24 protein-coding genes, 2 tRNA genes and 1 other RNA gene are annotated in these 21,662 nt (G+C 53.8%); 11 read left to right on the forward strand and 16 right to left on the reverse strand.

What is annotated here, in order from left to right; translation table 11 throughout:
• Positions 1–59 precede the first annotated feature (59 nt).
• Positions 60–1,199, forward strand: coding sequence for a glucans biosynthesis protein MdoC (mdoC, locus tag CU081_RS19600; protein WP_022650776.1), 1,140 nt, complete (start codon positions 60–62; stop codon positions 1,197–1,199).
• A 41-nt stretch (positions 1,200–1,240) separates the two neighbouring features.
• On the opposite strand, the gene ymdB is transcribed toward mdoC, so the two are convergent.
• The 5 genes from ymdB to csgB all read right to left on the reverse strand — a co-directional run bounded on the left by ymdB (position 1,241) and on the right by csgB (position 3,671).
• Positions 1,241–1,777: an O-acetyl-ADP-ribose deacetylase gene (gene ymdB / locus CU081_RS19605; RefSeq protein WP_022650775.1), complete on the reverse strand. Its 537-nt coding sequence runs from the start codon at positions 1,775–1,777 to the stop codon at positions 1,241–1,243.
• A gap of 80 nt (positions 1,778–1,857) precedes the next feature.
• Positions 1,858–2,178: a type 1 fimbrial protein gene (locus tag CU081_RS19610; protein WP_003858038.1), complete on the reverse strand. Its 321-nt coding sequence runs from the start codon at positions 2,176–2,178 to the stop codon at positions 1,858–1,860.
• Positions 2,179–2,331: 153 nt separating this feature from the next.
• A complete protein-coding gene (gene csgC, locus CU081_RS19615; protein WP_003858040.1) occupies positions 2,332–2,664 on the reverse strand; it encodes a curli assembly chaperone CsgC in 333 nt (110 codons plus the stop codon).
• 56 nt (positions 2,665–2,720) lie between these two features.
• The gene (gene csgA, locus CU081_RS19620; protein ID WP_003858043.1) at positions 2,721–3,176 is read right to left on the reverse strand and encodes a curli major subunit CsgA; all 456 of its coding nucleotides are present in this window, start codon (positions 3,174–3,176) and stop codon (positions 2,721–2,723) included.
• Between the two features lie 39 nt (positions 3,177–3,215).
• Positions 3,216–3,671 (reverse strand): curli minor subunit CsgB, encoded by a 456-nt coding sequence (csgB, locus tag CU081_RS19625; RefSeq protein WP_003858046.1) that lies wholly within the window; start codon positions 3,669–3,671, stop codon positions 3,216–3,218.
• Between the two features lie 742 nt (positions 3,672–4,413).
• On the opposite strand from csgB, the gene csgD reads away from it, so the two are divergent.
• Genes csgD through csgG form a run of 4 tightly spaced genes read left to right on the forward strand, consistent with a single transcriptional unit; the run spans position 4,414 to position 6,761 of the window.
• Positions 4,414–5,064 (forward strand): biofilm master transcriptional regulator CsgD, encoded by a 651-nt coding sequence (csgD, locus tag CU081_RS19630; protein ID WP_003858049.1) that lies wholly within the window; start codon positions 4,414–4,416, stop codon positions 5,062–5,064.
• 4 nt (positions 5,065–5,068) lie between these two features.
• The gene (gene csgE, locus CU081_RS19635) at positions 5,069–5,458 is read left to right on the forward strand and encodes a curli production assembly/transport protein CsgE (protein ID WP_003858052.1); all 390 of its coding nucleotides are present in this window, start codon (positions 5,069–5,071) and stop codon (positions 5,456–5,458) included.
• Between the two features lie 26 nt (positions 5,459–5,484).
• The gene (gene csgF / locus CU081_RS19640) at positions 5,485–5,901 is read left to right on the forward strand and encodes a curli production assembly/transport protein CsgF (protein WP_003858054.1); all 417 of its coding nucleotides are present in this window, start codon (positions 5,485–5,487) and stop codon (positions 5,899–5,901) included.
• 26 nt (positions 5,902–5,927) lie between these two features.
• Positions 5,928–6,761, forward strand: coding sequence for a curli production assembly/transport protein CsgG (gene csgG, locus CU081_RS19645; protein WP_003858055.1), 834 nt, complete (start codon positions 5,928–5,930; stop codon positions 6,759–6,761).
• A 43-nt stretch (positions 6,762–6,804) separates the two neighbouring features.
• Here csgG and CU081_RS19650 read toward each other — a convergent pair whose 3' ends face one another.
• The 4 genes from CU081_RS19650 to ghrA form a co-directional block, all read right to left on the reverse strand.
• Positions 6,805–7,287 carry a DUF1097 domain-containing protein gene (locus tag CU081_RS19650; protein WP_072200710.1) on the reverse strand — a complete coding sequence of 161 codons (483 nt, stop codon included), beginning with the start codon at positions 7,285–7,287 and terminating at the stop codon, positions 6,805–6,807.
• Positions 7,288–7,383: 96 nt separating this feature from the next.
• Positions 7,384–7,938: a TorD/DmsD family molecular chaperone gene (locus tag CU081_RS19655; protein WP_003858059.1), complete on the reverse strand. Its 555-nt coding sequence runs from the start codon at positions 7,936–7,938 to the stop codon at positions 7,384–7,386.
• A gap of 19 nt (positions 7,939–7,957) precedes the next feature.
• Complete coding sequence (locus CU081_RS19660) at positions 7,958–8,695, reverse strand: phosphatase (RefSeq protein ID WP_022650773.1); 738 nt, start codon at positions 8,693–8,695, stop codon at positions 7,958–7,960.
• 84 nt (positions 8,696–8,779) lie between these two features.
• Positions 8,780–9,718 (reverse strand): glyoxylate/hydroxypyruvate reductase GhrA, encoded by a 939-nt coding sequence (gene ghrA, locus CU081_RS19665; protein ID WP_022650772.1) that lies wholly within the window; start codon positions 9,716–9,718, stop codon positions 8,780–8,782.
• A gap of 229 nt (positions 9,719–9,947) precedes the next feature.
• Between ghrA and CU081_RS19670 the strand changes: the two genes are divergently transcribed.
• Together CU081_RS19670 and CU081_RS26910 are read left to right on the forward strand one after the other, a co-directional pair.
• Positions 9,948–10,035, forward strand: a tRNA-Ser gene (locus CU081_RS19670).
• 42 nt (positions 10,036–10,077) lie between these two features.
• A non-coding RNA gene (locus CU081_RS26910) (RtT sRNA) lies at positions 10,078–10,216 on the forward strand.
• Positions 10,217–10,347: 131 nt separating this feature from the next.
• On the opposite strand, the gene CU081_RS19675 is transcribed toward CU081_RS26910, so the two are convergent.
• Positions 10,348–11,253 (reverse strand): LysR family transcriptional regulator, encoded by a 906-nt coding sequence (locus CU081_RS19675; RefSeq protein ID WP_022650771.1) that lies wholly within the window; start codon positions 11,251–11,253, stop codon positions 10,348–10,350.
• A 109-nt stretch (positions 11,254–11,362) separates the two neighbouring features.
• On the opposite strand from CU081_RS19675, the gene CU081_RS19680 reads away from it, so the two are divergent.
• The 3 genes from CU081_RS19680 (at position 11,363) to CU081_RS19690 (ending at position 13,145) form a co-directional block, all read left to right on the forward strand.
• On the forward strand, positions 11,363–12,223 hold the full coding sequence (locus tag CU081_RS19680; RefSeq protein ID WP_022650770.1) for a pirin family protein: 861 nt from the start codon (positions 11,363–11,365) through the stop codon (positions 12,221–12,223).
• A 19-nt stretch (positions 12,224–12,242) separates the two neighbouring features.
• Entirely contained in the window at positions 12,243–12,920 is a 678-nt protein-coding gene (locus CU081_RS19685) for an isochorismatase family protein (protein WP_003858068.1), read from the forward strand.
• Between the two features lie 137 nt (positions 12,921–13,057).
• Positions 13,058–13,145 (forward strand) — tRNA-Ser (locus CU081_RS19690).
• Positions 13,146–13,438: 293 nt separating this feature from the next.
• Here CU081_RS19690 and phoH read toward each other — a convergent pair.
• The 4 genes from phoH to efeU all read right to left on the reverse strand — a co-directional run bounded on the left by phoH (position 13,439) and on the right by efeU (position 18,016).
• Positions 13,439–14,227, reverse strand: a complete 789-nt coding sequence (gene phoH / locus CU081_RS19695; RefSeq protein WP_003858070.1) for a phosphate starvation-inducible protein PhoH — start codon at positions 14,225–14,227, stop codon at positions 13,439–13,441.
• A 500-nt stretch (positions 14,228–14,727) separates the two neighbouring features.
• Positions 14,728–16,011, reverse strand: a complete 1,284-nt coding sequence (gene efeB, locus CU081_RS19700) for an iron uptake transporter deferrochelatase/peroxidase subunit (protein ID WP_022650768.1) — start codon at positions 16,009–16,011, stop codon at positions 14,728–14,730.
• A 3-nt stretch (positions 16,012–16,014) separates the two neighbouring features.
• Positions 16,015–17,142, reverse strand: coding sequence for an iron uptake system protein EfeO (efeO, locus tag CU081_RS19705; RefSeq protein ID WP_022650767.1), 1,128 nt, complete (start codon positions 17,140–17,142; stop codon positions 16,015–16,017).
• Positions 17,143–17,182: 40 nt separating this feature from the next.
• Entirely contained in the window at positions 17,183–18,016 is an 834-nt protein-coding gene (gene efeU / locus CU081_RS19710) for an iron uptake transporter permease EfeU (RefSeq protein ID WP_003858080.1), read from the reverse strand.
• A gap of 251 nt (positions 18,017–18,267) precedes the next feature.
• Here efeU and CU081_RS19720 point away from each other — a divergent pair, with 251 nt between their 5' ends.
• Positions 18,268–19,452: a NupC/NupG family nucleoside CNT transporter gene (locus CU081_RS19720; RefSeq protein WP_003858081.1), complete on the forward strand. Its 1,185-nt coding sequence runs from the start codon at positions 18,268–18,270 to the stop codon at positions 19,450–19,452.
• Between the two features lie 82 nt (positions 19,453–19,534).
• Here CU081_RS19720 and CU081_RS19725 read toward each other — a convergent pair whose 3' ends face one another.
• Positions 19,535–19,954, reverse strand: a complete 420-nt coding sequence (locus tag CU081_RS19725; RefSeq protein WP_022650766.1) for a DUF3574 domain-containing protein — start codon at positions 19,952–19,954, stop codon at positions 19,535–19,537.
• A 71-nt stretch (positions 19,955–20,025) separates the two neighbouring features.
• A complete protein-coding gene (putP, locus tag CU081_RS19730) occupies positions 20,026–21,534 on the reverse strand; it encodes a sodium/proline symporter PutP (RefSeq protein WP_003858085.1) in 1,509 nt (502 codons plus the stop codon).
• Positions 21,535–21,662: the final 128 nt, after the last annotated feature.

Consider the following 21,662-nt stretch of genomic DNA (forward strand, 5'->3'; position numbering starts at 1 on the left):
AATGTAACCATTATGAGCCTTAGGGATAAGGCGAAAAGTCTGAGAATGCGCAAAGTTATATGAGCACAACCCCTGTACAACGTGAATATTTCCTCGACTCGATCCGCGCATGGCTCATGCTATTGGGGATCCCTTTTCATATTTCACTGATCTATTCCAGCCACACCTGGCACGTGAACAGCCAGATGCCCTCCTGGTGGCTGACGCTGTTTAATGATTTTATCCATGCCTTCCGCATGCAGGTGTTTTTTGTTATTTCCGGTTATTTCTCTTACATGCTCTTCTTGCGCTATCCCCTCAAGCGATGGTGGAAAGTGCGCGTGGAGCGCGTGGGCATACCGATGTTGACGGCCATTCCGCTGCTGACGCTGCCGCAGTTCATCATGTTGCAGCATGTTAAAGGCAAGGCGGAAAACTGGCCGAATCTCTCCTTCTATGAGAAATACAACACCCTGGTCTGGGAGCTTATTTCCCACCTCTGGTTCCTGCTGGTACTGGTGGTGCTAACCACGGTGAGTTTGCTGATCTTCAGCCAGCTGCGTCAGCGCGCGAGCACCGCATCCTCGACCTTCTTCGCCAACATCACCCTGGGCAAGCTGTCGCTGCTGTTTCTTGCGCTGGGGGTCGCGTATGCCGCCGTCAGGCGTACCCTGCTCATTGTCTACCCTCCCATTCTGAGCGATGGGCTGTTTAATTTCGTGGTGATGCAGACCCTGTTCTACATTCCCTTCTTCCTGATTGGGGCGCTGGCATTTATTCATCCCCGGCTTAAAGCGCTGTTTACCACCCCCTCCCCCTGGTGTGCGGTGGGTGCTGCGCTGGCCTTTGCCGCCTATCTTCTCAATCAGCGCTATGGCAGCGGGGACGCGTGGATGTATGAGACAGAGAGCGTGATAACGATGCTGATGGGCCTGTGGATGGTGAACGTGGTGTTCGCCCTTGGCCATCGTCTGCTGAATTTTAAATCCGGTCGCGTCACCTATTTCGTTAATGCTTCGCTGTTTATCTACCTGGTTCACCATCCGCTGACGCTGTTTTTCGGGGCGTACATTACGCCGCATATCGCCTCGAATGCGCTGGGCTTCTTCACCGGCCTGGTCTTTGTGGTTGGCATTGCCATCGTGTTGTATGAAATCCACCTGCGGATCCCGCTTTTGCGTTTCCTGTTCTCAGGCAAACCTCAGGTTAAAGCGGGATAACAAAACGGCGCCTCCAGGGCGCCGTTTTTGCACTTCAGACATCAAAATGCCTGGCTGCGCGCGGTCAAAATCCGCTGATACAGGTCGGCGGTGTGCTCATCGAAACAGACAAAAATGACTTTTTCCGGCATGGGTTTGAGGGAAAGGTAGTGATAAACGGTATTCACGGCGATCGTAGCTGCCGCTTCCTTTGGATAACCGAACACCCCGGTGCTAATGGCGGGGAACGCCATGGTCTTATACCCGTTATCCGCCGCAAGCCGCAGGCAGTTACGATACGCCTGCTCCAGAATCTCAGCCTCATGGCGGTCGCCACCGTGCCAGACGGGTCCAACGGTATGGATCACCGCTTTGGCCGGGAGATCGCCCGCAAGCGTAATTACAGCATGCCCCGGCGGGCACTCTCCCTGCTGCTGACGCACGGTTTTGCATGCTTCAAGGAGCTGAGGGCCTGCGGCCCGGTGAATGGCACCGTCCACCCCGCCACCACCCATCAGGGAGGAATTGGCTGCGTTGACGATCACGTCAACGTGCACCGTCGTGATATCGCCATGAATAACGTCGATTTGCGGTCTCATAAACACCCTCTGCAACCCGCCTTTTTCATCAGTGTATCGCAGAGGGAGGAGGAGAAAAACTGCCGCGAAAAAAACGTCGGTTAGCGGTAATCCACCTGAACGACCGCAAGCGTTTTCTGTTCATTCAGGTATTTCATGCTGACAGCGGCCAGAGCTGAATGAGGATGATGGCCCCGGAGCGCCTCGTCATAACTGATGGTATGCGTTTTCATACGGTTATTTTCCGGACAGGAGATCGCAAACTGCTGATGCCGGGGCGTGACTTCGCACGGGTCAGCGACCACCGCGCCACGAAAATGAATCACCCCACCATTTTCTATAGTTGCTGAATAAGCCGGAGAAAAAAAAGAGGACAGGATCAGTCCCAGACCAGAAATAATACACGCTGCGGATTTGAACATTATTTGTACTCCTCAATGAAATTCGTCCTTGAGGGGTAAAAACGCTCCGTTATGACGTATCAATTTAAGCAACCCGATGACTGGGTTCTTGATATCAGCATAGCTTACCTGTGCAGCGCCGCCACTTTATTAAATCATTGATTTCATGAATTATTAAAGCGCACTTACCGGTGCGTTCCACTGCTGTGATAAATGAAGCGATTTTCCATCGGAAACGGTGACGATTATTTTTACCGCATCCCCTGAGCGAATATTTAAACTGATTCGCGTTAAATCAATCGGCTGATTAGCGGGTATAAAAAGAGTATTTTTCTGCCGCGATGTACTTTGTCCCCCCTGCCCCTGTCGGACAGATAACACCTCAACCTGACATTCGCAGGCGTCTGCCAGCGTGACCTGAGGAATAATGGTTGTCATATTTGCCTGCTGTGAGGTGCTGAACGTTATCTGGCTGGCAAGCGCGGCAAGGAGAATGAAGGTGCTCATGAGATCCTCCCGAAAAAAAACAGGGCGCATGCCCTGTTTTTTGGTACAGAAATGAATCAGTACTGGTGTGCGGTCGCGTTGTTGCCAAAGCCAACCTGGTGCACAGTCACCGTTGAGCCGGACGCTGTCTGGTCTACCGCCGCGCCGTTGCCGCCGCCGAACTGTTTCACGTTGATAACAGAGTCTTTGCTATTCCATTGGTCGATGGTGGCGCTGTTACCAAAGCCTTTTTGCAGCAGATCGATAGAACTGTCATCAGAGCCCTGGCCAACATCTGCGCCGTTACCACCACCATGCTGGGTAATGGTCAATTCAGAATCTCGGGCGTCCGTCTGCAAAGCAAGCGCGGAGTTACCGCCGCCGTACTGGTAAATGCTCAGGGTTGAGTCAGGGCCGTTATTGCCGCCACCCCAGCCACCACCGTGGCCGCCGCCAAATTGTGGTACCGCACCTGCGAAAGCACTGCCAGAAACTACGATTGCTGCAATAACTGCCACTTTGAAAAGTTTCATGGTAAACCCCCATCGGATTGATTAAGGCGTCACACATCGCTAACGTTGAATAACGCGAATAGCCATTTGCGACTGTCTCTGTACTACAACTGCTGTTTTCTGCGTACCATACTGCGTTATATTCGCCCTGTTACCCGAGCCTTTCTGGATAATCATGGCGGTGTTGCCAAAAGCGCCCTGCTTAATACTCGCATCGTTGCCGTTGCCGGTCTGATCGATATAAGCAAGGTTATACGTCCCTGACTGATCAACATTCGCGCGGTTATTCCCGCCCTCCTGAGAAATAACGGACAGCAATTTAGAACCGTCCTGGCGTACATCAGAATTATTTCCTGAACCCTGTTGACCAATAATGGCTGCCTGATTGTATGAAGCTTTACTTAATTCATTTATCGCAAAATTATATTCAGAACTGGCTAAATCTGAATCACCTGCGATTACAAACCCAGGCGCACCCAGTAATGTAAACATCATAAACAACGTTTTGTTTTTCATGCTGTCACCCTGGACCTGGCTATAAAAAAGTATCTCTTGCTCCGTTAACGCGATTCGTTTTGTTAACGCCGCGTTACGGAAAAGAGTATGTCTGCCGAAACATGTTTAATATCTCACCCGTGCGCCTTATTTTTATATTCTCCTTCACCTCAAAGTCGTAAATCTCGCCTGAAACGACGGGATACACGCCTAAAGCAGAAACCAAAAATGTCTTCCTGCGCTTGTACAACAGCGAGACAGACTGTCCAACCTGCACCGGCTTCTTCAGACAAAAAAGACAATGCCCTTTGCCACGCGCGAGACACGAAGCAAGTTTTCTTAAGAAAAAATTCTGGCTTAGGGAAGTCTTATGTTTTTAGCAGAGATCATACTTTTTACCGGCTGGCTTAGAATAATACAAAGCCAAATAATTCAACCCATTATAATATACTTTATGGTTTTTAAAATCTGTGCACGTTTATACACATGTACAACTTTCCCCTTATCTTAAAATCTATTAGCCCTGCAATATACACAAATTAATATCGAATTTTACATTCTGTTACACGATTAACACTTGCTTTAAAGTTTGCAATAGCTAGATTGAAAACAGCAGTACGTTATTTGTTTTTAATTTTACCGCCTCCTTTGGAGGAAGGTTTTTTACTACACACAGCAGTGCCACACCTGTCAGTACCTCTGGTGCCCTTTTCAATAATACGAGGGCAACTGCCGGGTGTCATAAATAACGTGGGGTTTCATCATGTTTAATGAAGTCCATAGCTTACCCGGTCATACATTATTGTTGATCACAAAACCTTCCTTACAAGCGACAGCGTTATTGCAGCATTTAAAGCAATGCCTGTCTCTTAACGGGAAACTGCATAATATTCAACGTTCTTTTGATGATATCGCTTCTGGCAGCATCATTCTTCTCGATATGATGGAAGCGGATAAAAAACTCATTCATTACTGGCAAGATAATTTAAGCAGGAAAAACAATAATATCCGCGTATTGTTATTAAATACGCCTGATGAGTATCCTTTCCGCGAAATTGAGAGCTGGCCGCATATTAACGGCGTGTTTTACGTCACTGAAGAAGAAAACCGTGTCGTGGAGGGTTTGCAGGGCATATTGCGGGGGGAGTGTTATTTCTCGCAGAAACTGGCCAGCTACCTCATTACCCACTCCGGAAATTATCGCTATAACAGTTCGGAATCGGCCCTTCTGACGCACCGTGAGAAAGAGATCCTGAACAAACTGCGTATTGGTGCTTCAAATATTGAAATCGCCCGTTCGTTATTTATCAGCGAAAATACGGTTAAGACGCATCTTTATAATCTTTTCAAAAAGATAGCTGTTAAAAATCGCACGCAGGCGGTGTCGTGGGCAAACGATAACCTCAGGCGTTAATAGCATGAAACGCACCTTAAGTTGGATTGCCGCCGCAGGCATTATGCTTGCTGCCGGAAACCTTCAGGCTGTTGAGGTAGAAGTTCCCGGACTGTTAACCGACCACACCGTCACCTCTGTCGGACACGATTTTTATCGTGCCTTCAGCGATAAGTGGGAAAGCGATTATCCGGGTAACTTAACCATCAACGAACGGCCCAGTGCGCGGTGGGGAAGCTGGATCACAATAACCGCTAATCAGGACGTTATTTACCAGACTTTTTTATTCCCAACGAAAAGAGACTTCGATCAGAACGTCGCTTTCGCGCTGGCACAAACAGAAGAAGCTATTAACCGCCTACAGTTAGACAAAGCCCTTTTGAGCACAGGCGATTTAGCAAAAGATGAGTTCTAACAACGATACCAATTTCGGAGGCTGTAATGCGTCTCGCACACACAGTGATTTCGTTAATGCTCATTGCGCCGTTGAGCTGGGCCGGAAATATGACATTCCAGTTCCGCAACCCTAATTTTGGCGGCAACCCGAATAACGGAGCCTTTATGCTTAACCAGGCTCAGGCTCAAAACTCCTATAAAGACCCCAGCTATGACGATGATTTCGGTATCGAGACCCCGTCAGCCCTGGATAATTTTACTCAGGCCATCCAGTCGCAAATATTAGGTGGCTTATTAACTAACATTAATACCGGAAAACCCGGCCGGATGGTCACTAACGACTTTATCGTCGATATTGCCAATAAAGACGGGCAGCTTCAGTTAAATGTGACAGACCGAAAAACCGGTAAAACGTCGACAATCCAGGTTTCCGGTTTGCAGACCAGTTCAACTGATTTCTAAACAACCCCGAAATAAGGACAATTATTATGCAGCGCTTTTTTATTTTAGTTGCAGTGTGCTTATTAAGCGGTTGTTTAACTGCCCCGCCAAAAGAAGCCGCTAAACCCACCCTGATGCCTCGTGCCCAGAGCTATCGGGATCTGACGCATCTGCCGGTCCCAACCGGAAAGATATTCGTCTCGGTGTATAACATTCAGGATGAGACGGGTCAGTTCAAACCGTATCCGGCCAGTAACTTCTCGACAGCCGTACCGCAGAGCGCCACCGCGATGCTGGTTACCGCCCTGAAAGATTCTCGCTGGTTTATCCCGCTGGAACGTCAGGGGCTGCAAAACCTGCTTAACGAACGAAAAATCATTCGTGCCGCGCAGGAGAATGGTACCGTTGGCGTCAATAACCGCATGCCGCTACAGTCTCTCACCGCAGCCAATATCATGGTGGAAGGCTCGATTATCGGCTACGAAAGTAACGTGAAATCGGGTGGCGCGGGTGCGCGTTACTTTGGCATCGGGGCCGACACGCAGTATCAGCTGGACCAGATTGCCGTCAACCTGCGCGTGGTTAACGTGAGCACGGGTGAGATATTATCCTCGGTGACCACCAGCAAAACGATTCTCTCTTATGAAGTGCAGGCCGGGGTATTCCGCTTTATCGATTACCAGCGTCTGCTGGAGGGTGAAATTGGCTATACCTCTAACGAGCCGGTCATGCTGTGTCTGATGTCGGCCATCGAAACCGGCGTGATTTTCCTGATTAATGACGGTATCGATCGCGGCTTGTGGGATCTTCAGAATAAAAGTGACGTGAGTAATGCGGTGCTGGTGAAATATCGTGAGATGTCGGTGCCGCCAGAGTCATAATCGACGGCGCATAAAAAAGGCGAGAATTCCGTCTCGCCTTTTTTTATTTACTTACCGCAGGAACGCTCTGGCTCTTCTCGCGTCGGGCCGCAAGCCAAAGGCCGCTGTTCTTCATGGCGTAGCCAAACAGTAACCCCAGCATGAGCGAAGGGACCACCAGCTTCCAGTCCTCCTGCCCTGCAAAGGTCGCGCAGGCACCCATGAAAGTGCCGGGCACAAAGGACAACAGCAGATGTTTTGCCTGAACGCACATCAGGAAGGCCACAATGCCGGTCATGGCGTACCCCAGGATTTCAAGATGCGGCGCCAGCGCGCTGCCTTTCATAATGACCAGCGCCCAGACCACGCCACTCAGTAACGTGCAGCCTGAAATAAAGAGCCCCTTGAGACCACCCTGCGGGCAGGCGAAATAGGCCGTGCAGCCAAGAAAACCAGCCCAGCTCAACAAGCCGAGAGAAACAGCCACCCAACTCCAGAGGCCGGAGAGGATGCCAGTCGTGATTGCAATACAAAGTAATATGTTCATGGTGCGCATCTTAGCAGATGCGCACCATAGAAATGAGATCAGAAGCACATTACGTGCAAGTTGAAATGTATCGTTGCAGGATTTTTGTGATTCAAGTCACTCTTCGTTCTCTTCTTCCAGCTCGTCCCACATAGCAGCGATAGCGTCACGCGTCAGCGGAGCCAGCGTTCTCCAGAATGGCGAAGTGGCGTGGGCTTCCACTTTACCCAGGAAGGTGCCAACCCACGGCAGCAGATACGTTTCGAACAGGGTTTCAATCGCCTCGTTCTCATCATCACCTGCATTATCTTCAATCCAGGAGGCCGCCAGCAGCAGGGTACCGATATGATCGGCAGGCATATCCGTCAGCGGCATGCCGCGTTCTGAAAGAAACGCCCGAACTTCCGCTTCGGTCGCACCTTCCTGCCAGGCAGAACGATACGGCGACACGCGACACTCTTCCCCCACAAACAGCGCGTTGTAATCCGTTGAAATCTGCTGCATATCGCAGCTTTTTTGCAAACGTTCCAGCAATTCATCCTGTTCCAGCGGCCAGCTCTGCGCCAGTTTACCTTCACGAATTAGGGTAAACAGCGGAACCAGCAGCGGATCCTGCGGCTGGCGGTAATATAAGGTGCCCAGCACGCGGCAAAGGATGGAAAACTCATTCATGTTTTTATTCCGTTATTAATTAAAGATCGGCAAATTCATCAATCGGCGCCATGCCGCGCGACTCAAGGAAGTCGAGCATACGACGCGGCGTGACGTTCAGGATCTGTTCTTCCGGGAAATTCACGTCCCGCAATATTTTCAGGCACTCGCTGAAATCCCCCAGCGTGAAGGCCATGTGTGAATCAGAGCCCAGCGCCACCATTCCGCCCGCGTCACGCACGGCCGCCGCCACTTCGCGGCAGTTGGCTTCACTGCCCTTACGCGAGTGAACAAAGGAGGAGTTGTTAATCTCCAGCGCCACGCGGTGCTTCGCTGCCGCCTGCGCCACGGCCTGAATATCAATCGGGTATTTCGGATTTCCCGGGTGGCTGATAATGTGCACGTTGCCGCTGGCAATAGTGGCAATCATCGCTGCGGTGTTGGTCTCTTTATCCTGGGGCGCAAAGACCGGCTCATGGAAGCCAGCGAGGATCAGATCTAAAGAGGTCAGCATCGGGCCGGTGCAATCAATTTCACCGTCGGTATTTTTGATGTTCGCTTCGATGCCGCGCAGTATCCCAATACCGTCCACCAGGCGTGGCCAGATACGCATATTCACAAAATGCCAGTAGTGAGGCGCATCCGCCATATCCGGACCGTGATCGGTTATCGCAAACAGTTTGATGCCTTTCAGCTTCGCCTGAGCGATATAATCATGGAGGTTACTGTAAGCGTGGGTACTGGCGACGGTGTGCATATGCAGGTCAACGGGATACATCTTTCTCTCCTCTGCGGCTTTTCCAAAGGATAGCAGTTATCAGCGGCGAATATTAGCAAAAACCCGGCGAACGCCGGGTTTCTCTCAGTAGCCTCGCTGTCTGTCGACCTGTCCGGTCACCGCGTTGCCCTTCTCTATTTCGCTGATGGTATACGAGATGTACGCCACGGCCTCCGCCGGTCGCGTCACGGCCGCAATATGGGGCGTCATCGCCACGCGCGGATGTGCCCAGAGCGGGCTGTCTTTTGGCAGCGGTTCGCGGCTATACACATCCAGCATTGCGCCTTTCAGTTTACCGCTATCCAGCGCTTTTAGCAGATCGACTTCCACAACGTGTACCCCGCGCGCCAGGTTCATTAAGTAGCTGTCTTCTGCCAACTGGTTGAGGAGCGTGCCATTGATAATGCCGACCGTTTCCGCCGTATTCGGCAGCAGGTTAATGAGGACGCGAGTCCCTTTCAGGAACGCCGGGAGTTCGTCCGTTCCGGCAAAGCTCTCGACGCCCGGATACTCCTTACGGCTCCGGCTCCAGCAGCGCAGTGGGAAACCCCACGGTGCGAGCGCTTCGGCGACTTTCGAACCCAGTACACCCGCGCCGAGGATGCCGATGGTGAAATCTTCACGCTGATAATCCGGAAGCGGTTCCCAGTGGGATTGCTGTTTAAACGCCTGATAATCGTCGAAACGGCGGAACCAGTGCAGCACCTGGCTCACGGCATATTCCTGCATCTGCTGCCCCATACCGGTATCTTCCAGACGAAACAGGGGAATATCTTCCGGCAGCATTTCAGGGTGTGCCTTCAGCTTACTGAGAATGGAATCCACCCCCGCACCAAGAGCAAATACCGCCTTCAAACGGCGTCCCTGAAGCATTTCGACCGGGGGATGCCAGACCAGCGCGTAGTCGGCATGTTCATTATCGCCCTGTTTCCATTCGCGAACGCGTGCGCCAGGCTGTGCCGCCGTAAGCGCGTTAATCCAGTAAGCCGTATCAAAAGTGGGGTGATAGAAGATAATATCCATAGTCATTGCCTTTTATTGCACTGTTTTATTTTCATTTTCAACTGGCTTGCCAGCATAACAAATTTATCGCTAAACCGCGTTGCTGATAAAAGAGGCGCATTTCGCACATTTCGGAATCAGGTTGCCTGAAGTTTGTCTAAACACGCTAAATTACTGAAAAAGTGGGTTGACGGCAGTACGGCTTTTCCTTACATTAGCGCCCGTCCCGACAACAACGGGATGACAATATGGTGAGGTGTCCGAGTGGCTGAAGGAGCACGCCTGGAAAGTGTGTATACGGCAACGTATCGGGGGTTCGAATCCCCCCCTCACCGCCATATTCATGATGAGAGCTCGTACGAAAGTACGGGCTTTTTTCTTTTATATTCTCGTAAGGGGGGATGAGAACCCCCGACCGGGGTTCGGCAACTGGCGACAGCCAGTTGGACAGACTGAGAGCGTAGCGAACAGGCTGCCCGAAGGGCGAGCGAAGCGAGTCAATCCCCCCCCTCACCGCCATATTTGAAGAAGAGCTCGCATGAAAATGCGGGCTTTTTTTTCACATGTTGCACGCCTGTGGAGGATTCGAACTTTGCAGCCCCTGCGGTAATTGTGTCGGGTGGCGCTACGCTTACCCGACCTACAAAAAGCTAGTCTTCAACCATCTTTGCATACTCTTCGGTGAGAAAATCCACCAGCGTCCTGACCGATGGCAGCAGGCCGCGCCGGGATGGATACACCGCGTGGATCACTTCCCGTCTGGGTTCCCAGGCATTCAGCACCCGAACAAGTTCACCTGAAGCCAGCTGATCCTTCACCATCAAAATGGGCAGCTGTACCACGCCCACGCCCGCCATCGCCGCCTCCCGCAGCGCCAGCATGTCGGTAGTCACCAGGCGCGGCGTGAAGTGAATTTCTGCCTTTGCGCCCTCCGGCCCGCTCAATTCCCACTTATGCAGGTGCTTGCCCGCCCCTATACTTAACCCCGGCCACTCGCTGAGTTCAGAGGGCATCGCCGGGTTGCCCATCCGTTCAATCAGTGCCGGCCCGGCAACCAGACAGTGTCCCCTGTCCGCCAGCACCCTTAATACCAGATCGCTGTCATCAAACGGGCGCGGACGAACGCGGATCGCCACATCCACCCCCTCCGCCACCAGATCGACCCGGCGGTTGGTGGCTTCGAGCTGAAGGTTGATCCCCGGATAGCGCGCCATAAACCGCGCCAGCATGGGCCCCACGTGAACGTGCAGCAAGGTGACAGGACAGGTGATCCGGACCATACCACGCGGCTCAGCCTGTAAAGCAGCCACCGCCTCCTCCGCAGCTTCAGCCTCCACCAGCATAGCTTTACAGTGCTGATAGAATGTCTGCCCCACCTCCGTCACCGCAAACTGCCGCGTGGTACGTTGTATCAACCGAACACCCAGGCGTTCCTCCAGCTGCGCAATCCGACGGCTCAGTTTCGACTTAGGCTGATCGAGCGCCCGACCCGCCGCTGCAAAGCCGCCATGCTCCACCACCTTCACAAACCATACGAAATCATTGAGGTCCTGCATACGCCTCCATTGTTCCATTTAAGGAACAGTGAATGTCATTTTTGCTATCTACCGGGATATTAACCCTGAATATAAGCTAATTCCATCAACAGGACATCAGGAGTTAATCATGAAAAACGTAACAGGCGTGTATACCGCACCTCGTCCGCACTGGGTCGGTGACGGTTTTCCGGTTCGTTCGATGTTTTCTTACCAGACGCATGGCGAGCCCCTGAGCCCGTTCCTGCTGCTGGACTACGCCGGACCGCATACCTTCCCGGCGGATGGCGCGAAACGCGGCGTGGGCGAGCATCCTCATCGCGGTTTTGAAACGGTAACCATCGTCTACTCAGGCGAAGTGGAGCACCGTGATTCAACCGGCAGAGGCGGCGTTATTGGTCCAGGTGACGTGCAGTGGATGACGGCGGGCGCAGGCATTTTGCACGAGGAGTTCCACTCCAGCGCGTTTTCGCAGAAAGGCGGTGAACTGAAAATGATGCAGCTGTGGGTCAACCTGCCCGCCAAAGACAAAATGGCGACGCCTGGCTACCAGAGCATCACTCAGGCGGATATCCCGGTGGTCACCCTGCCGGATAACAGCGGAACATTGCGCGTGATTGCTGGCCGCTTTGGAGAGGTAACCGGCCCGGCGCATACCTTCTCACCGCTGAACGTGTGGGATCTCGCGCTGCGCCAGGGTAGCCATCTGACGCTCAATCAGCCCGAAGGCTGGAGCACGGCGCTGGTTGTCGTTGAAGGCAGCGTGACGATGAACGGCACCACGCCTGCCGGTGAGGCGCAACTGGTCGTGCTGAGCCAGAGCGGTGACAAACTGCATCTCGAAGCCAGCAGCGATGCCAAAGTGCTGCTGATGGCCGGGGAGCCGCTGAATGAACCCATCGTGGGCTATGGCCCGTTTGTGATGAACAGTAAAACCGAAATTGCCGAGGCTATTCGCGATTTCAACTCCGGCCGCTTTGGCCAAATCTAAACGTAATAAGGAGCGCATTATGTCTACCCCTGCAAACTTCAACGGTGCACGTCCCGTTATTGACGTAAACGATGCCGTTATGCTGCTTATCGATCACCAGAGCGGGCTGTTCCAGACCGTAGGAGACATGCCAATGCCTGAGCTGCGCGCCCGTGCAGCAGCGCTGGCAAAAATCGCCTCGCTGGCGAAGATCCCGGTGATCACCACGGCGTCGGTTCCACAGGGACCGAACGGCCCGCTTATCCCGGAGATCCACGCCAACGCGCCGCACGCACAGTATGTGGCACGCAAGGGTGAGATCAACGCCTGGGATAACCCGGAGTTCGTGGCGGCGGTGAAAGCCACCGGGCGCAAAACGCTGATTATCGCGGGGACGATCACCAGCGTCTGCATGGCCTTCCCGTCCATCAGCGCGGTGGCGGACGGATATAAAGTGTTTGCGGTGATTGATGCCTCCGGCACCTACAGCAAAATGGCGCAGGAGATCACCCTGGCGCGCGTGGTGCAGGCAGGCGTGGTGCCGATGGACACGGCTGCTGTTGCTTCCGAAATTCAGCGCACGTGGAACCGTGAAGATGCGGGTGAATGGGCAGAGGTGTACACACACATCTTCCCTGCCTACCAGCTGCTGATCGAAAGCTACAGCAAAGCGCAGGACGTGGTGAAAAATAGCGAAGTGCTCGATTCGCAGCGTTAATCCTGCGCGCTGCGACATAAGCTGATTAAGGCTTAACCGAACAAGCACGAATGCTGAAAATCTGCTTGACCGTTTTAGCGCAACTCCCTATAGTAGCGCCCCGTTGCCCCCCAAGCGGTCAGGCAGCAAAACAATATGGTGAGGTGTCCGAGTGGCTGAAGGAGCACGCCTGGAAAGTGTGTATACGGCAACGTATCGGGGGTTCGAATCCCCCCCTCACCGCCATATTTGAAGAAGAGCTCGCATGAAAATGCGGGCTTTTTTTTCGCATGTTGTACGCCTTTGGGGGGAATGAGAACCCCCGACCGGGGTTCGACAACTGGCGCAGCCAGTTGGACAGACTGAGAGCGAAGCGAACAGGCTGCCCGCAGGGCGAGCGCAGCGAGTCAATCCCCCCGGTGCTATATGCAGTTCGGTGCGGCCTGAGCCCCTCACCCTAATCCTCTCCCCAGGGAAGAGGGGGTAAAATGCACAAAAAACAAAGCCCGGTTTCCCGGGCCTTGAACACAACAGCATATTCAATAATACGCTTGTAGTGTGCGCTGGCAGAGCGCCGAGCGGACGCAATCCTCTTTTGTGAAGCGTACCACCCCTATCATCTCATCTTCCTCAAAACGTGACATGGCATCGCTCAGGCCAGACTTAACGCCCGACGGCAGGTCACACTGGGTAATATCGCCGTTGACGATCACCGTCACGTTCTCCCCGAGGCGCGTTAAAAACATCTTCATTTGCGCAGCGGTCACGTTCTGAGCCTCGTCAAGAATAACGACCGCATTTTCAAATGTACGTCCGCGCATATAGGCGAACGGCGCGATTTCCACCTTGCCAATCTCTGGTCGCAGGCAGTACTGCATAAAGGAAGCGCCCAACCGCTTCACCAGCACGTCATAGACGGGCCTGAAGTACGGGGCAAACTTCTCGGAAATATCGCCGGGCAGGAAGCCCAGATCTTCATCCGCTTGCAGTACCGGACGGGTAACGATGATCCTTTCCACGTCCTTATGAATCAGCGCCTCCGCCGCTTTGGCGGCGCTGATCCAGGTTTTCCCGCATCCGGCTTCCCCGGTTGCAAAGATGAGCTGTTTACTCTCGATAGCATTCAGGTAGTGCGCCTGAGCTTCATTTCGCGCCACAATTGGCGATGCATCGCGGCTGTCCCGCGCCATGCCAATTGATTCTACGCCGCTCATCTGCACAAGCGAGGTGACCGATTCTTCTTCACGCTGTTTATGACTACGTGAATCCCGTCTCAGCACACGTTTTGCTTCGCGACGAGCTTTGATCACTGCTTTCTGTCTTCCCATGGATAGCACCTTGAGTTGTTGGTATTCATCACACGCGCCAGCATCGGCACGATTATGCGCACGAACATCAGAGGGTTGGCTTCCTTGTAAGCCATTGCTTGCATTACCGGATGACGATATACAACGGCTACGCGCACCGTTATGCACGTCGGTAGAAAAAGGTTGTTGAGGTGAAGGAGAGAATTTGGTGGTGAAGAAATCGCTGCCGGAGTCTGAGCCTCCGCGCCGGATACTGCGGTTGATATGTTTACCTTGTCCAGTACAGGACGCAACCATTCGCGATCTCCATAGTGAGTTAACATCACTGCCGGGAACTACCGCTGTCTTCTCTTAAGTACATCAGGAATTATCATAAATGCAACATTTATTTTACCTGAATGCAACTTTTCGGACTGCCCCTACATGGAAAATCAGTCTTATATAGAAATATTACAGAAATATAACAATAAGATAGTCTGGGAAAAAAATAATGTCCCCGCGAACTGTCGCAGGGACGATTATCAGGCTTCTATGAGACCCTGAGCGAGCCAGGCGTTCGCGTCACGCGCGCCGGGCAGGGCAAAGAAATAGCCGCCGCCGATGGGCTTAATGTACTCTTCCAGCGCTTCGCCGTTGAGCCGCTTCTGCACGGTGAGGAATCCCTTCTCCAGATCGTGCTGATAGCAGACAAACAGCAGTCCCATATCAAGCTGCCCGGAGTTGGTCACCCCCAGCGAGTAGCTGTAACCCCTGCGCATCATCAGGCTGGATTGCGTCTCTTTGGTGCGAGGATTGGCGAGGCGAATATGGCTGTCCAGCGCGATGACATCCCCGTTCGGATCGCGGGCGTAGTCGGGTTCATCGTGCTCGAGCTTCATGCCGAGCGGTGCGCCGGTTTGCTTATCGCGGCCGAAGATAGTCTGCTGCTCTTTCAGCGGCGTGCGGTCCCAGAACTCCACGTGAAACTGAATGATACGCACCGCCTGATAGCTGCCGCCCACCGCCCAGGCCGGTTCGCCCTGATCCGCCGTCACCCAGACCACCTTGTTCATCAACGCGGTATTGCTGCTGTCCGGGTTGGCGGTACCGTCTTTGAAGCCCAGCAGGTTGACCGGCGTCTCTTTCCCTTTACAGCGCGCGGCGTGGTCAGAGATAAAACCTTCCCGCTTCCAGCGCACGCTCAGCAGATCCGGGGTGTGCTTGATAATATCGCGCAGGGCGTGGATCACCGTATCCTGGGTATTAGCGCAGATCTGCAACAGCAGATCGCCGTGGCACAGCGCCGCGTCGAGAGAATCATTCGGGAATCGCGTCATTTTTTGCAGCGCTTTCGGCTTCTGCTTCGCCAGACCGTAGCGATCATCAAATAGTGATTCCCCCACCGACACGGTGATGGTCAGATTATCGGGAGCGATAAACGCCCCGAGGATCCCGGAATCCATCGGCGGCAGGCGCGGATTCGGTGTTTCCGGTGCCGGACCTCCGGCTGTGAGGAAGGCAATGCGCGTGGTTAATAGCCTGAACAGACGCTCAAGGTCGGCCTTATCACTCGCCAACGAATCGAAAGCCACCAGCATCATCGAGGCCTGCTGCGGCGTCAGGATCCCCGCCTGGTGCTCACCATAAAACGGCTGCGTTTCCATACGCGCGTCCGGGGAGAGCGTGCCGGGGGCGCTTTGCGGTTTTGCCGCATGCGCCACCGGACAGCCTCCCGCCAGGGCAAACGCGCCGCCCAGCGCCCCTACCCCTTTTAACAACCGACGTCGGGAAGGTTCCGCCACGTCGTACTCGTCATGCTCGTTCATCGCTTAATCCAGACCCAGTACGCCACGCAGCAGGGAGAGATCTTCCGCCAGCGTCGTAATCGGGCCTTTCAGCGCGTTACGGTCAGCATCGGTCAGCTTGTCGTAGGTTTCGAACCCGTCTTTGGTGCGGTATTTCGCCAGGATAGCGTCAACTTTCTTAAAATTGGCATCCACTTTCGCCAGCAGCTCGCCGTTCTCTTTTTGCAGCTGTGGCCACAGCAGATCGACAATTTTCTGTGCGCCGTCGACGTTTGCCTGGAAGTCCCACAGGTCGGTGTGGCTGTAACGATCTTCTTCACCGCTGATTTTGCTGGCGGCTACTTCTTCAATCAGACCCGCTGCGCCACCCACCACTTTCGACGGTGGGAATGCCAGCTCGCTGATGCGTTTTTGCAGCTCCAGCACGTCGCTGTTGAGCTGCTCGGCGTATTTCTCCATCCCCCTGGTGGAGTTATCGCCAAACAGGGCTTTTTCCAGACGGTGGAAGCCGGTGAATTTCGGATCGGCGGCCTTCTGCTCGTAGTCGTCTTCACGGGCGTCAATGCTACCATCGAGGTCAGAGAACAGCTCGGCAATCGGCTCGATGCGCTCGTAGTGCTGACGTGTAGGCGCATACAGGGATTTCGCTTTTTCGATATCGCCCGCTTTCACCGCGTCGGTAAAGGCTTTGGTGCCTGCCACCAGGTCCGCCGTCTCTTTGGTGACGTAGGCTTTATAGGCGGTAATAGCGTCGCCGAGACTCAGCAGCGCCGTGCCTTTGGCCGCGTCCGCCGTCGCTGCGCCTTTGACGATCAGCTTACCTTTCGGGTTAGTCAGCAGGCCGCAGGTCATGTCATATTCCCCGGGCTGAAGATTTGCGGTCATCTTCTGGCTGAAGCCCGGCGCGATATTCTCGCGCTCTTCCACCACCATCACGCCTTTCAGGATTTCCCACTCCAGCGCCTTCTGGCTGTGGTTCTGAATAATAAACTGGGTTTTACCGCTGTTAACCGTGATGGTCATCGGCTCACACTGTTTATCGTTGACGGTGACTTTGACCTGCGGAATATCTGCTGCCTGAGCGGCGAAGGCAGACACGAACAGCGCGGCGATGCCTGCGCATAACGCACTACGACGGAACTGAATGGCCATGACTCTTCCCTTTAAAAGTATGTTGTAACTAAAACAGCACTTACGGCGCAACGCGCGACGTCTGCGAGCCGGTACGTGGCGGCATAGCGAACAGGATCAGCGCCGGAACCAGATAGATAAAGTACATCGCCACTTCGCTGACGCTCGGCGTTTCCTGGTAGCCGAAGATCCCTTCGAGCAGGGTACCGGTCAGTGAATGGGTCGACAGGACGTTGCTGAGATCGAACGCCACGTCCTGGAAGTGGTTCCACAGGCCCGCTTCGTGGAAGGCGCGGATCGCCCCTGCCGCCAGTCCCGCGGCCACCAGCAGAATAAACAGGCTGGTCCACTTGAAGAACGCGCCCAGGTTAAGACGAATGCCGCCCCAGTAGAGCAGGAAGCCAAGCACAACCGCCGTGGCCAGCCCGAGCATCGCGCCCAGCGGCGGCCAGATGCCCACGTCCTGCTGAAAAGCCGCGAGCAGGAAGAACACGGACTCCAGGCCTTCACGCGCCACGGCGAAAAAGACCATCATGATCAGCGCCCAGCCGTGGTGGTTGCCTTTTTGCAGGGCGTTATCCACCGCCTGCTCAAGCTGTACCTTCACGTTACGGGAAACTTTGCGCATCCAGAACACCATCCAGGTGAGGATCACCACCGCTATTACGGCAACAATGCCTTCAAACAGCTCCTGCTCTTTCTGCGGAAATTCACCGGTGGTTTCGTTGATAAGAATACCCAGCCCCAGGCAGAGCGCCGCGGCAAGGAAAACGCCAACCCACATCACGCCAATCCAGCGTCCGCGCTGGGTACGCTTCAGATAACTGGCGATAAGGCTAACAATCAGGGCCGCTTCAAGGCCTTCACGTAACATAATGAGAAAAGGAACAAACATGCCGACACCTTAAATGTTTATCGCGGTCAACTGATGCAAAGAAAGGTAAATTCTTGTGATAGTGATTATCATTACGGCAACAAGAAAAACAAGCGAAATGTGTTGCGTTTTGATGACCAGATGTAAACGCATTGCGGAGTAATAATTGCCTGAGTAACCGTTGCGTTTATAAGGTATAACGAAAATGCCCATTTACGGTTAACCGGGGCTGTGGCTAAATGTCCACCTCGAAAACCAACTGAAAATAACCCATGTTTAAAATTGTCCATTTCCTGCTGGCGCTGGTGATTATTCTTGCTCTTGCCTGGCTGGTGAGTTTCGACCGCCGAAAAGTTCGTATTCGTTTCGTTTTACAGCTGATCGTGATTGAAATTGCGCTGGCGTTCTTTTTCCTGCATGCAGAAAGCGGTCTGTTTATTATTAAATACGTCTCCGGTTTCTTTGAGTCGCTGCTTAAATTCGCTGCCGAAGGGACGAATTTTGTCTTTGGCGGGATGGGTGAAAAAGGGCTGGCGTTTATTTTCCTTGGCGTGCTCTGCCCCATTATTTTTATCTCGGCGTTGATTGGTATTCTTCAGCACTGGCGCATTCTGCCGATCTTTATTCGGGTGATCGGGACGCTGCTGTCAAAACTGAACGGCATGGGCAAGCTGGAATCCTTCAACGCGGTGAGCTCGCTGATCCTCGGTCAGTCGGAAAACTTTATTGCCTACAAGGGCGTACTCGGGGATCTCTCCTCGCGTCGTCTGTTTACGATGGCTGCCACGGCTATGTCGACGGTGTCGCTGTCGATTGTCGGGGCCTATATGACCATGCTCGACGCCAGATTTGTCGTCGCGGCGCTGATCCTGAACATGTTCAGCACCTTTATTATTCTTTCGGTCATTAACCCGACCCGCCCGGAAGCGGAGCCGGATATCAAGCTGGAAAAACTGCACGAATCCCAGAGCTTCTTTGAAATGCTGGGCGAGTATATTCTGGCCGGTTTTAAGGTGGCAATGATTATTCTGGCGATGCTGATTGGTTTTATCGCCCTTATTAGCGCCGTTAACGCCCTCTTCTCCAGCATATTTGGCATGAGCTTCCAGCAGATTCTGGGTTATGTGTTTTATCCGCTGGCGTGGCTTATTGGTATTCCGTTGAGCGATGCCTTAAACGCGGGGAGCATTATGGCAACTAAACTGGTGGCGAATGAATTTGTGGCGATGATCGAGCTGCAAAAAATTGCCCATCAAATGTCACCTCGCGGGCTGGGTATTTTGTCCGTGTTCCTGGTGTCGTTCGCTAACTTCGCTTCCATTGGCATTGTGGCGGGGGCAATAAAAGGTCTGAACGAGCAGCAGGGCAACGTGGTGTCGCGGTTTGGTTTGCGTCTGGTGTACGGCGCGACGCTGGTGAGCCTGCTTTCGGCGAGCTTTGCGGGGTTGGTGTTGTAAGTTTTGTGCGGTTAATGCCCGGCGGCGCTTCGCTTGCACGGGCCTACGATACAATAACGGCGGGATTTCCCGCCGTTTTTCATTAAAACTGCACGTACACCGGCTGGTCAACCCGCATCACCGACTCCTGCGCGAAGCGTGACTTATAGATCCCGCGCAACGCTTCAATATTCTTCTCACTCTGCGCGTCTTTCCCGTGGATCAGCATCAGCGCCTTGCTCGGCTCGCGCGCCACCTTGCCGTCGTTACCCAGCCACTGACCACGGGCATCAAACACCGTTAAGCCATCGCGAAAACGCGGCGTCACGTCCTGGTCAACAAACTGCTGCCACTCGCTGCCGGTAATCTGCGCCCCTGCCGGGCGATTCAAGCCAAAATAGAGCGTGGTCTGCTGCATCTGGTTATCCGCTTTGCAGGTTTCCACCGGCACGTGCTGCGCGGGTGCGTTACAGCCCGCCAGCATCACGAATGCTGCCACCATTAACCCTGTTTTAATTCTCATTGATGAAGACTCACATAGGTGAAAGGACTATCCCCTCTCCCCACCGGGGAGAGGGTTAGGGTGAGGGGAGATTACTCAGCCTGAAGCTTAGTCGGCGGCGCAGTGTGGTAGTGCGCGTCGGCTTCCGCAAAGCGTTTCTGCATGGAGGCAGACGGTGCTTTACCCAGCAGGCTGAAGACCACGATACCGATGCTGCCGAAGATGAAGCCAGGAATGATTTCGTACAGGCCCAGCCAGGCGAACTGTTTCCAGACGATAACGGTCACCGCACCGATAATCATCCCCGCCAGAGCGCCGTTGCGGGTCATGCGTGACCACATGACGGAGAACAGGACTACCGGCCCAAACGCGGCACCGAAGCCCGCCCACGCGTAGCTCACCAGCCCCAGCACGCGGTTTTCCGGGTTTGCTGCCAGCGCAATCGCCACCAGCGCAACCAGCAGCACCATAAAACGCCCTACCCACACCAGCTCTTTCTGGCTCGCGCCCTTACGCAGGAACGCTTTGTAGAGGTCTTCGGTGATGGCGCTGGAGCACACCAGCAGCTGACAGCTCAGGGTGGACATCACCGCCGCCAGGATCGCGGAGAGCAGAATACCGGCAATCCAAGGGTTAAACAGAATCTGCGCCAGTTCGATGAACACGCGCTCGGCGTTCTGGTTCACCGCGCCCGCCTGCGCCGGGTTGTTATTAAAGTAGGCGATACCGAAGAAACCGACCGCACACGCGCCCGCCAGACACAAAATCATCCACGTCATGCTGATGCGACGCGCGTGAACGATGGTATGGTGAGAATCCGCCGCCATGAAACGCGCCAGAATGTGCGGCTGGCCGAAGTAGCCCAGGCCCCAGCCCATCAGGGAGACGATGGCGACAAAGTTCAGCCCTTTCAGCATATCGACGTTTTCGATGCTCTTCTGCTTGATCACTTCCAGCGATTCGCCAAAGCCGCCGACGGTGAAAATGACAATCACCGGAGTCAGGATCAGGGCGAAGATCATCAGGCTCGCCTGCACGGTGTCGGTCCAGCTTACCGCCAGGAATCCGCCCACGAAGGTATAGAGGATGGTCGCGGCCGCACCGGCCCACAGGGCGGTTTCATAGCTCATGCCGAAAGTACTTTCGAACAGACGCGCGCCCGCCACGATGCCGGAAGCACAGTAGATGGTGAAGAACAGCAGGATCACCACCGCAGAGATAATGCGCAGGATACGGCTGTTATCTTCAAAGCGTCCGGTGAAGTAGTCCGGCAGCGTCAGGGCGTTGTTGTTGGCTTCGGTATGCACGCGCAGACGGCCTGCTACCAGCTTCCAGTTGATCCATGCGCCAACGGTCAGGCCGATGGCGATCCAGCTTTCGGAGATACCGGAGATGAAAATCGCGCCCGGCAGCCCCATCAGCAGCCAGCCGCTCATGTCGGAAGCGCCCGCAGAGAGTGCGGTGACCATCGGGCCTAAGCTGCGCCCGCCGAGGATGTAGTCGTCAAAGTTTTTAGTGGAACGCCATGCCAAAAACCCTATCAGGATCATGCCAAAAATATAAACGAGAAATGTCACCAGCATCGGTGTGCTAATAGCCATTCAAATTCTCCAAAATGTCGAGCGACAACCGTCCGGGTTGCCTTGTTATGTCATCACCGGAACGTAGTGATGTGTGTATGTGTTTCCGTTGGGCGCGCTATCCTGCCGTATACGCATCCCACTGACAA

The organism is Enterobacter sp. CRENT-193 (assembly GCF_002787395.1).
GTDB lineage: Bacteria > Pseudomonadota > Gammaproteobacteria > Enterobacterales > Enterobacteriaceae > Enterobacter > Enterobacter hormaechei_C.

Coding starts and splice junctions, on each gene's coding strand:
- efeB (WP_022650768.1), bottom strand. CDS start 16,011: ATGAACGAGCATGACGAGTACGACGTGGCGGAACCTTCCCGACGTCGG.
- CU081_RS19650 (WP_072200710.1), bottom strand. CDS start 7,287: ATGAACATATTACTTTGTATTGCAATCACGACTGGCATCCTCTCCGGC.
- CU081_RS19610 (WP_003858038.1), bottom strand. CDS start 2,178: ATGTTCAAATCCGCAGCGTGTATTATTTCTGGTCTGGGACTGATCCTG.
- CU081_RS19675 (WP_022650771.1), bottom strand. CDS start 11,253: ATGCAGGACCTCAATGATTTCGTATGGTTTGTGAAGGTGGTGGAGCAT.
- csgG (WP_003858055.1), top strand. CDS start 5,928: ATGCAGCGCTTTTTTATTTTAGTTGCAGTGTGCTTATTAAGCGGTTGT.
- ymdB (WP_022650775.1), bottom strand. CDS start 1,777: ATGAGACCGCAAATCGACGTTATTCATGGCGATATCACGACGGTGCAC.
- CU081_RS19685 (WP_003858068.1), top strand. CDS start 12,243: ATGTCTACCCCTGCAAACTTCAACGGTGCACGTCCCGTTATTGACGTA.
- csgB (WP_003858046.1), bottom strand. CDS start 3,671: ATGAAAAACAAAACGTTGTTTATGATGTTTACATTACTGGGTGCGCCT.
- csgF (WP_003858054.1), top strand. CDS start 5,485: ATGCGTCTCGCACACACAGTGATTTCGTTAATGCTCATTGCGCCGTTG.
- csgA (WP_003858043.1), bottom strand. CDS start 3,176: ATGAAACTTTTCAAAGTGGCAGTTATTGCAGCAATCGTAGTTTCTGGC.
- csgD (WP_003858049.1), top strand. CDS start 4,414: ATGTTTAATGAAGTCCATAGCTTACCCGGTCATACATTATTGTTGATC.
- csgC (WP_003858040.1), bottom strand. CDS start 2,664: ATGAGCACCTTCATTCTCCTTGCCGCGCTTGCCAGCCAGATAACGTTC.
- CU081_RS19725 (WP_022650766.1), bottom strand. CDS start 19,954: ATGAGAATTAAAACAGGGTTAATGGTGGCAGCATTCGTGATGCTGGCG.
- CU081_RS19660 (WP_022650773.1), bottom strand. CDS start 8,695: ATGTATCCCGTTGACCTGCATATGCACACCGTCGCCAGTACCCACGCT.
- putP (WP_003858085.1), bottom strand. CDS start 21,534: ATGGCTATTAGCACACCGATGCTGGTGACATTTCTCGTTTATATTTTT.
- CU081_RS19680 (WP_022650770.1), top strand. CDS start 11,363: ATGAAAAACGTAACAGGCGTGTATACCGCACCTCGTCCGCACTGGGTC.
- efeO (WP_022650767.1), bottom strand. CDS start 17,142: ATGGCCATTCAGTTCCGTCGTAGTGCGTTATGCGCAGGCATCGCCGCG.
- mdoC (WP_022650776.1), top strand. CDS start 60: ATGAGCACAACCCCTGTACAACGTGAATATTTCCTCGACTCGATCCGC.
- ghrA (WP_022650772.1), bottom strand. CDS start 9,718: ATGGATATTATCTTCTATCACCCCACTTTTGATACGGCTTACTGGATT.
- phoH (WP_003858070.1), bottom strand. CDS start 14,227: ATGGGAAGACAGAAAGCAGTGATCAAAGCTCGTCGCGAAGCAAAACGT.
- CU081_RS19655 (WP_003858059.1), bottom strand. CDS start 7,938: ATGAATGAGTTTTCCATCCTTTGCCGCGTGCTGGGCACCTTATATTAC.
- csgE (WP_003858052.1), top strand. CDS start 5,069: ATGAAACGCACCTTAAGTTGGATTGCCGCCGCAGGCATTATGCTTGCT.
- CU081_RS19720 (WP_003858081.1), top strand. CDS start 18,268: ATGTTTAAAATTGTCCATTTCCTGCTGGCGCTGGTGATTATTCTTGCT.
- efeU (WP_003858080.1), bottom strand. CDS start 18,016: ATGTTTGTTCCTTTTCTCATTATGTTACGTGAAGGCCTTGAAGCGGCC.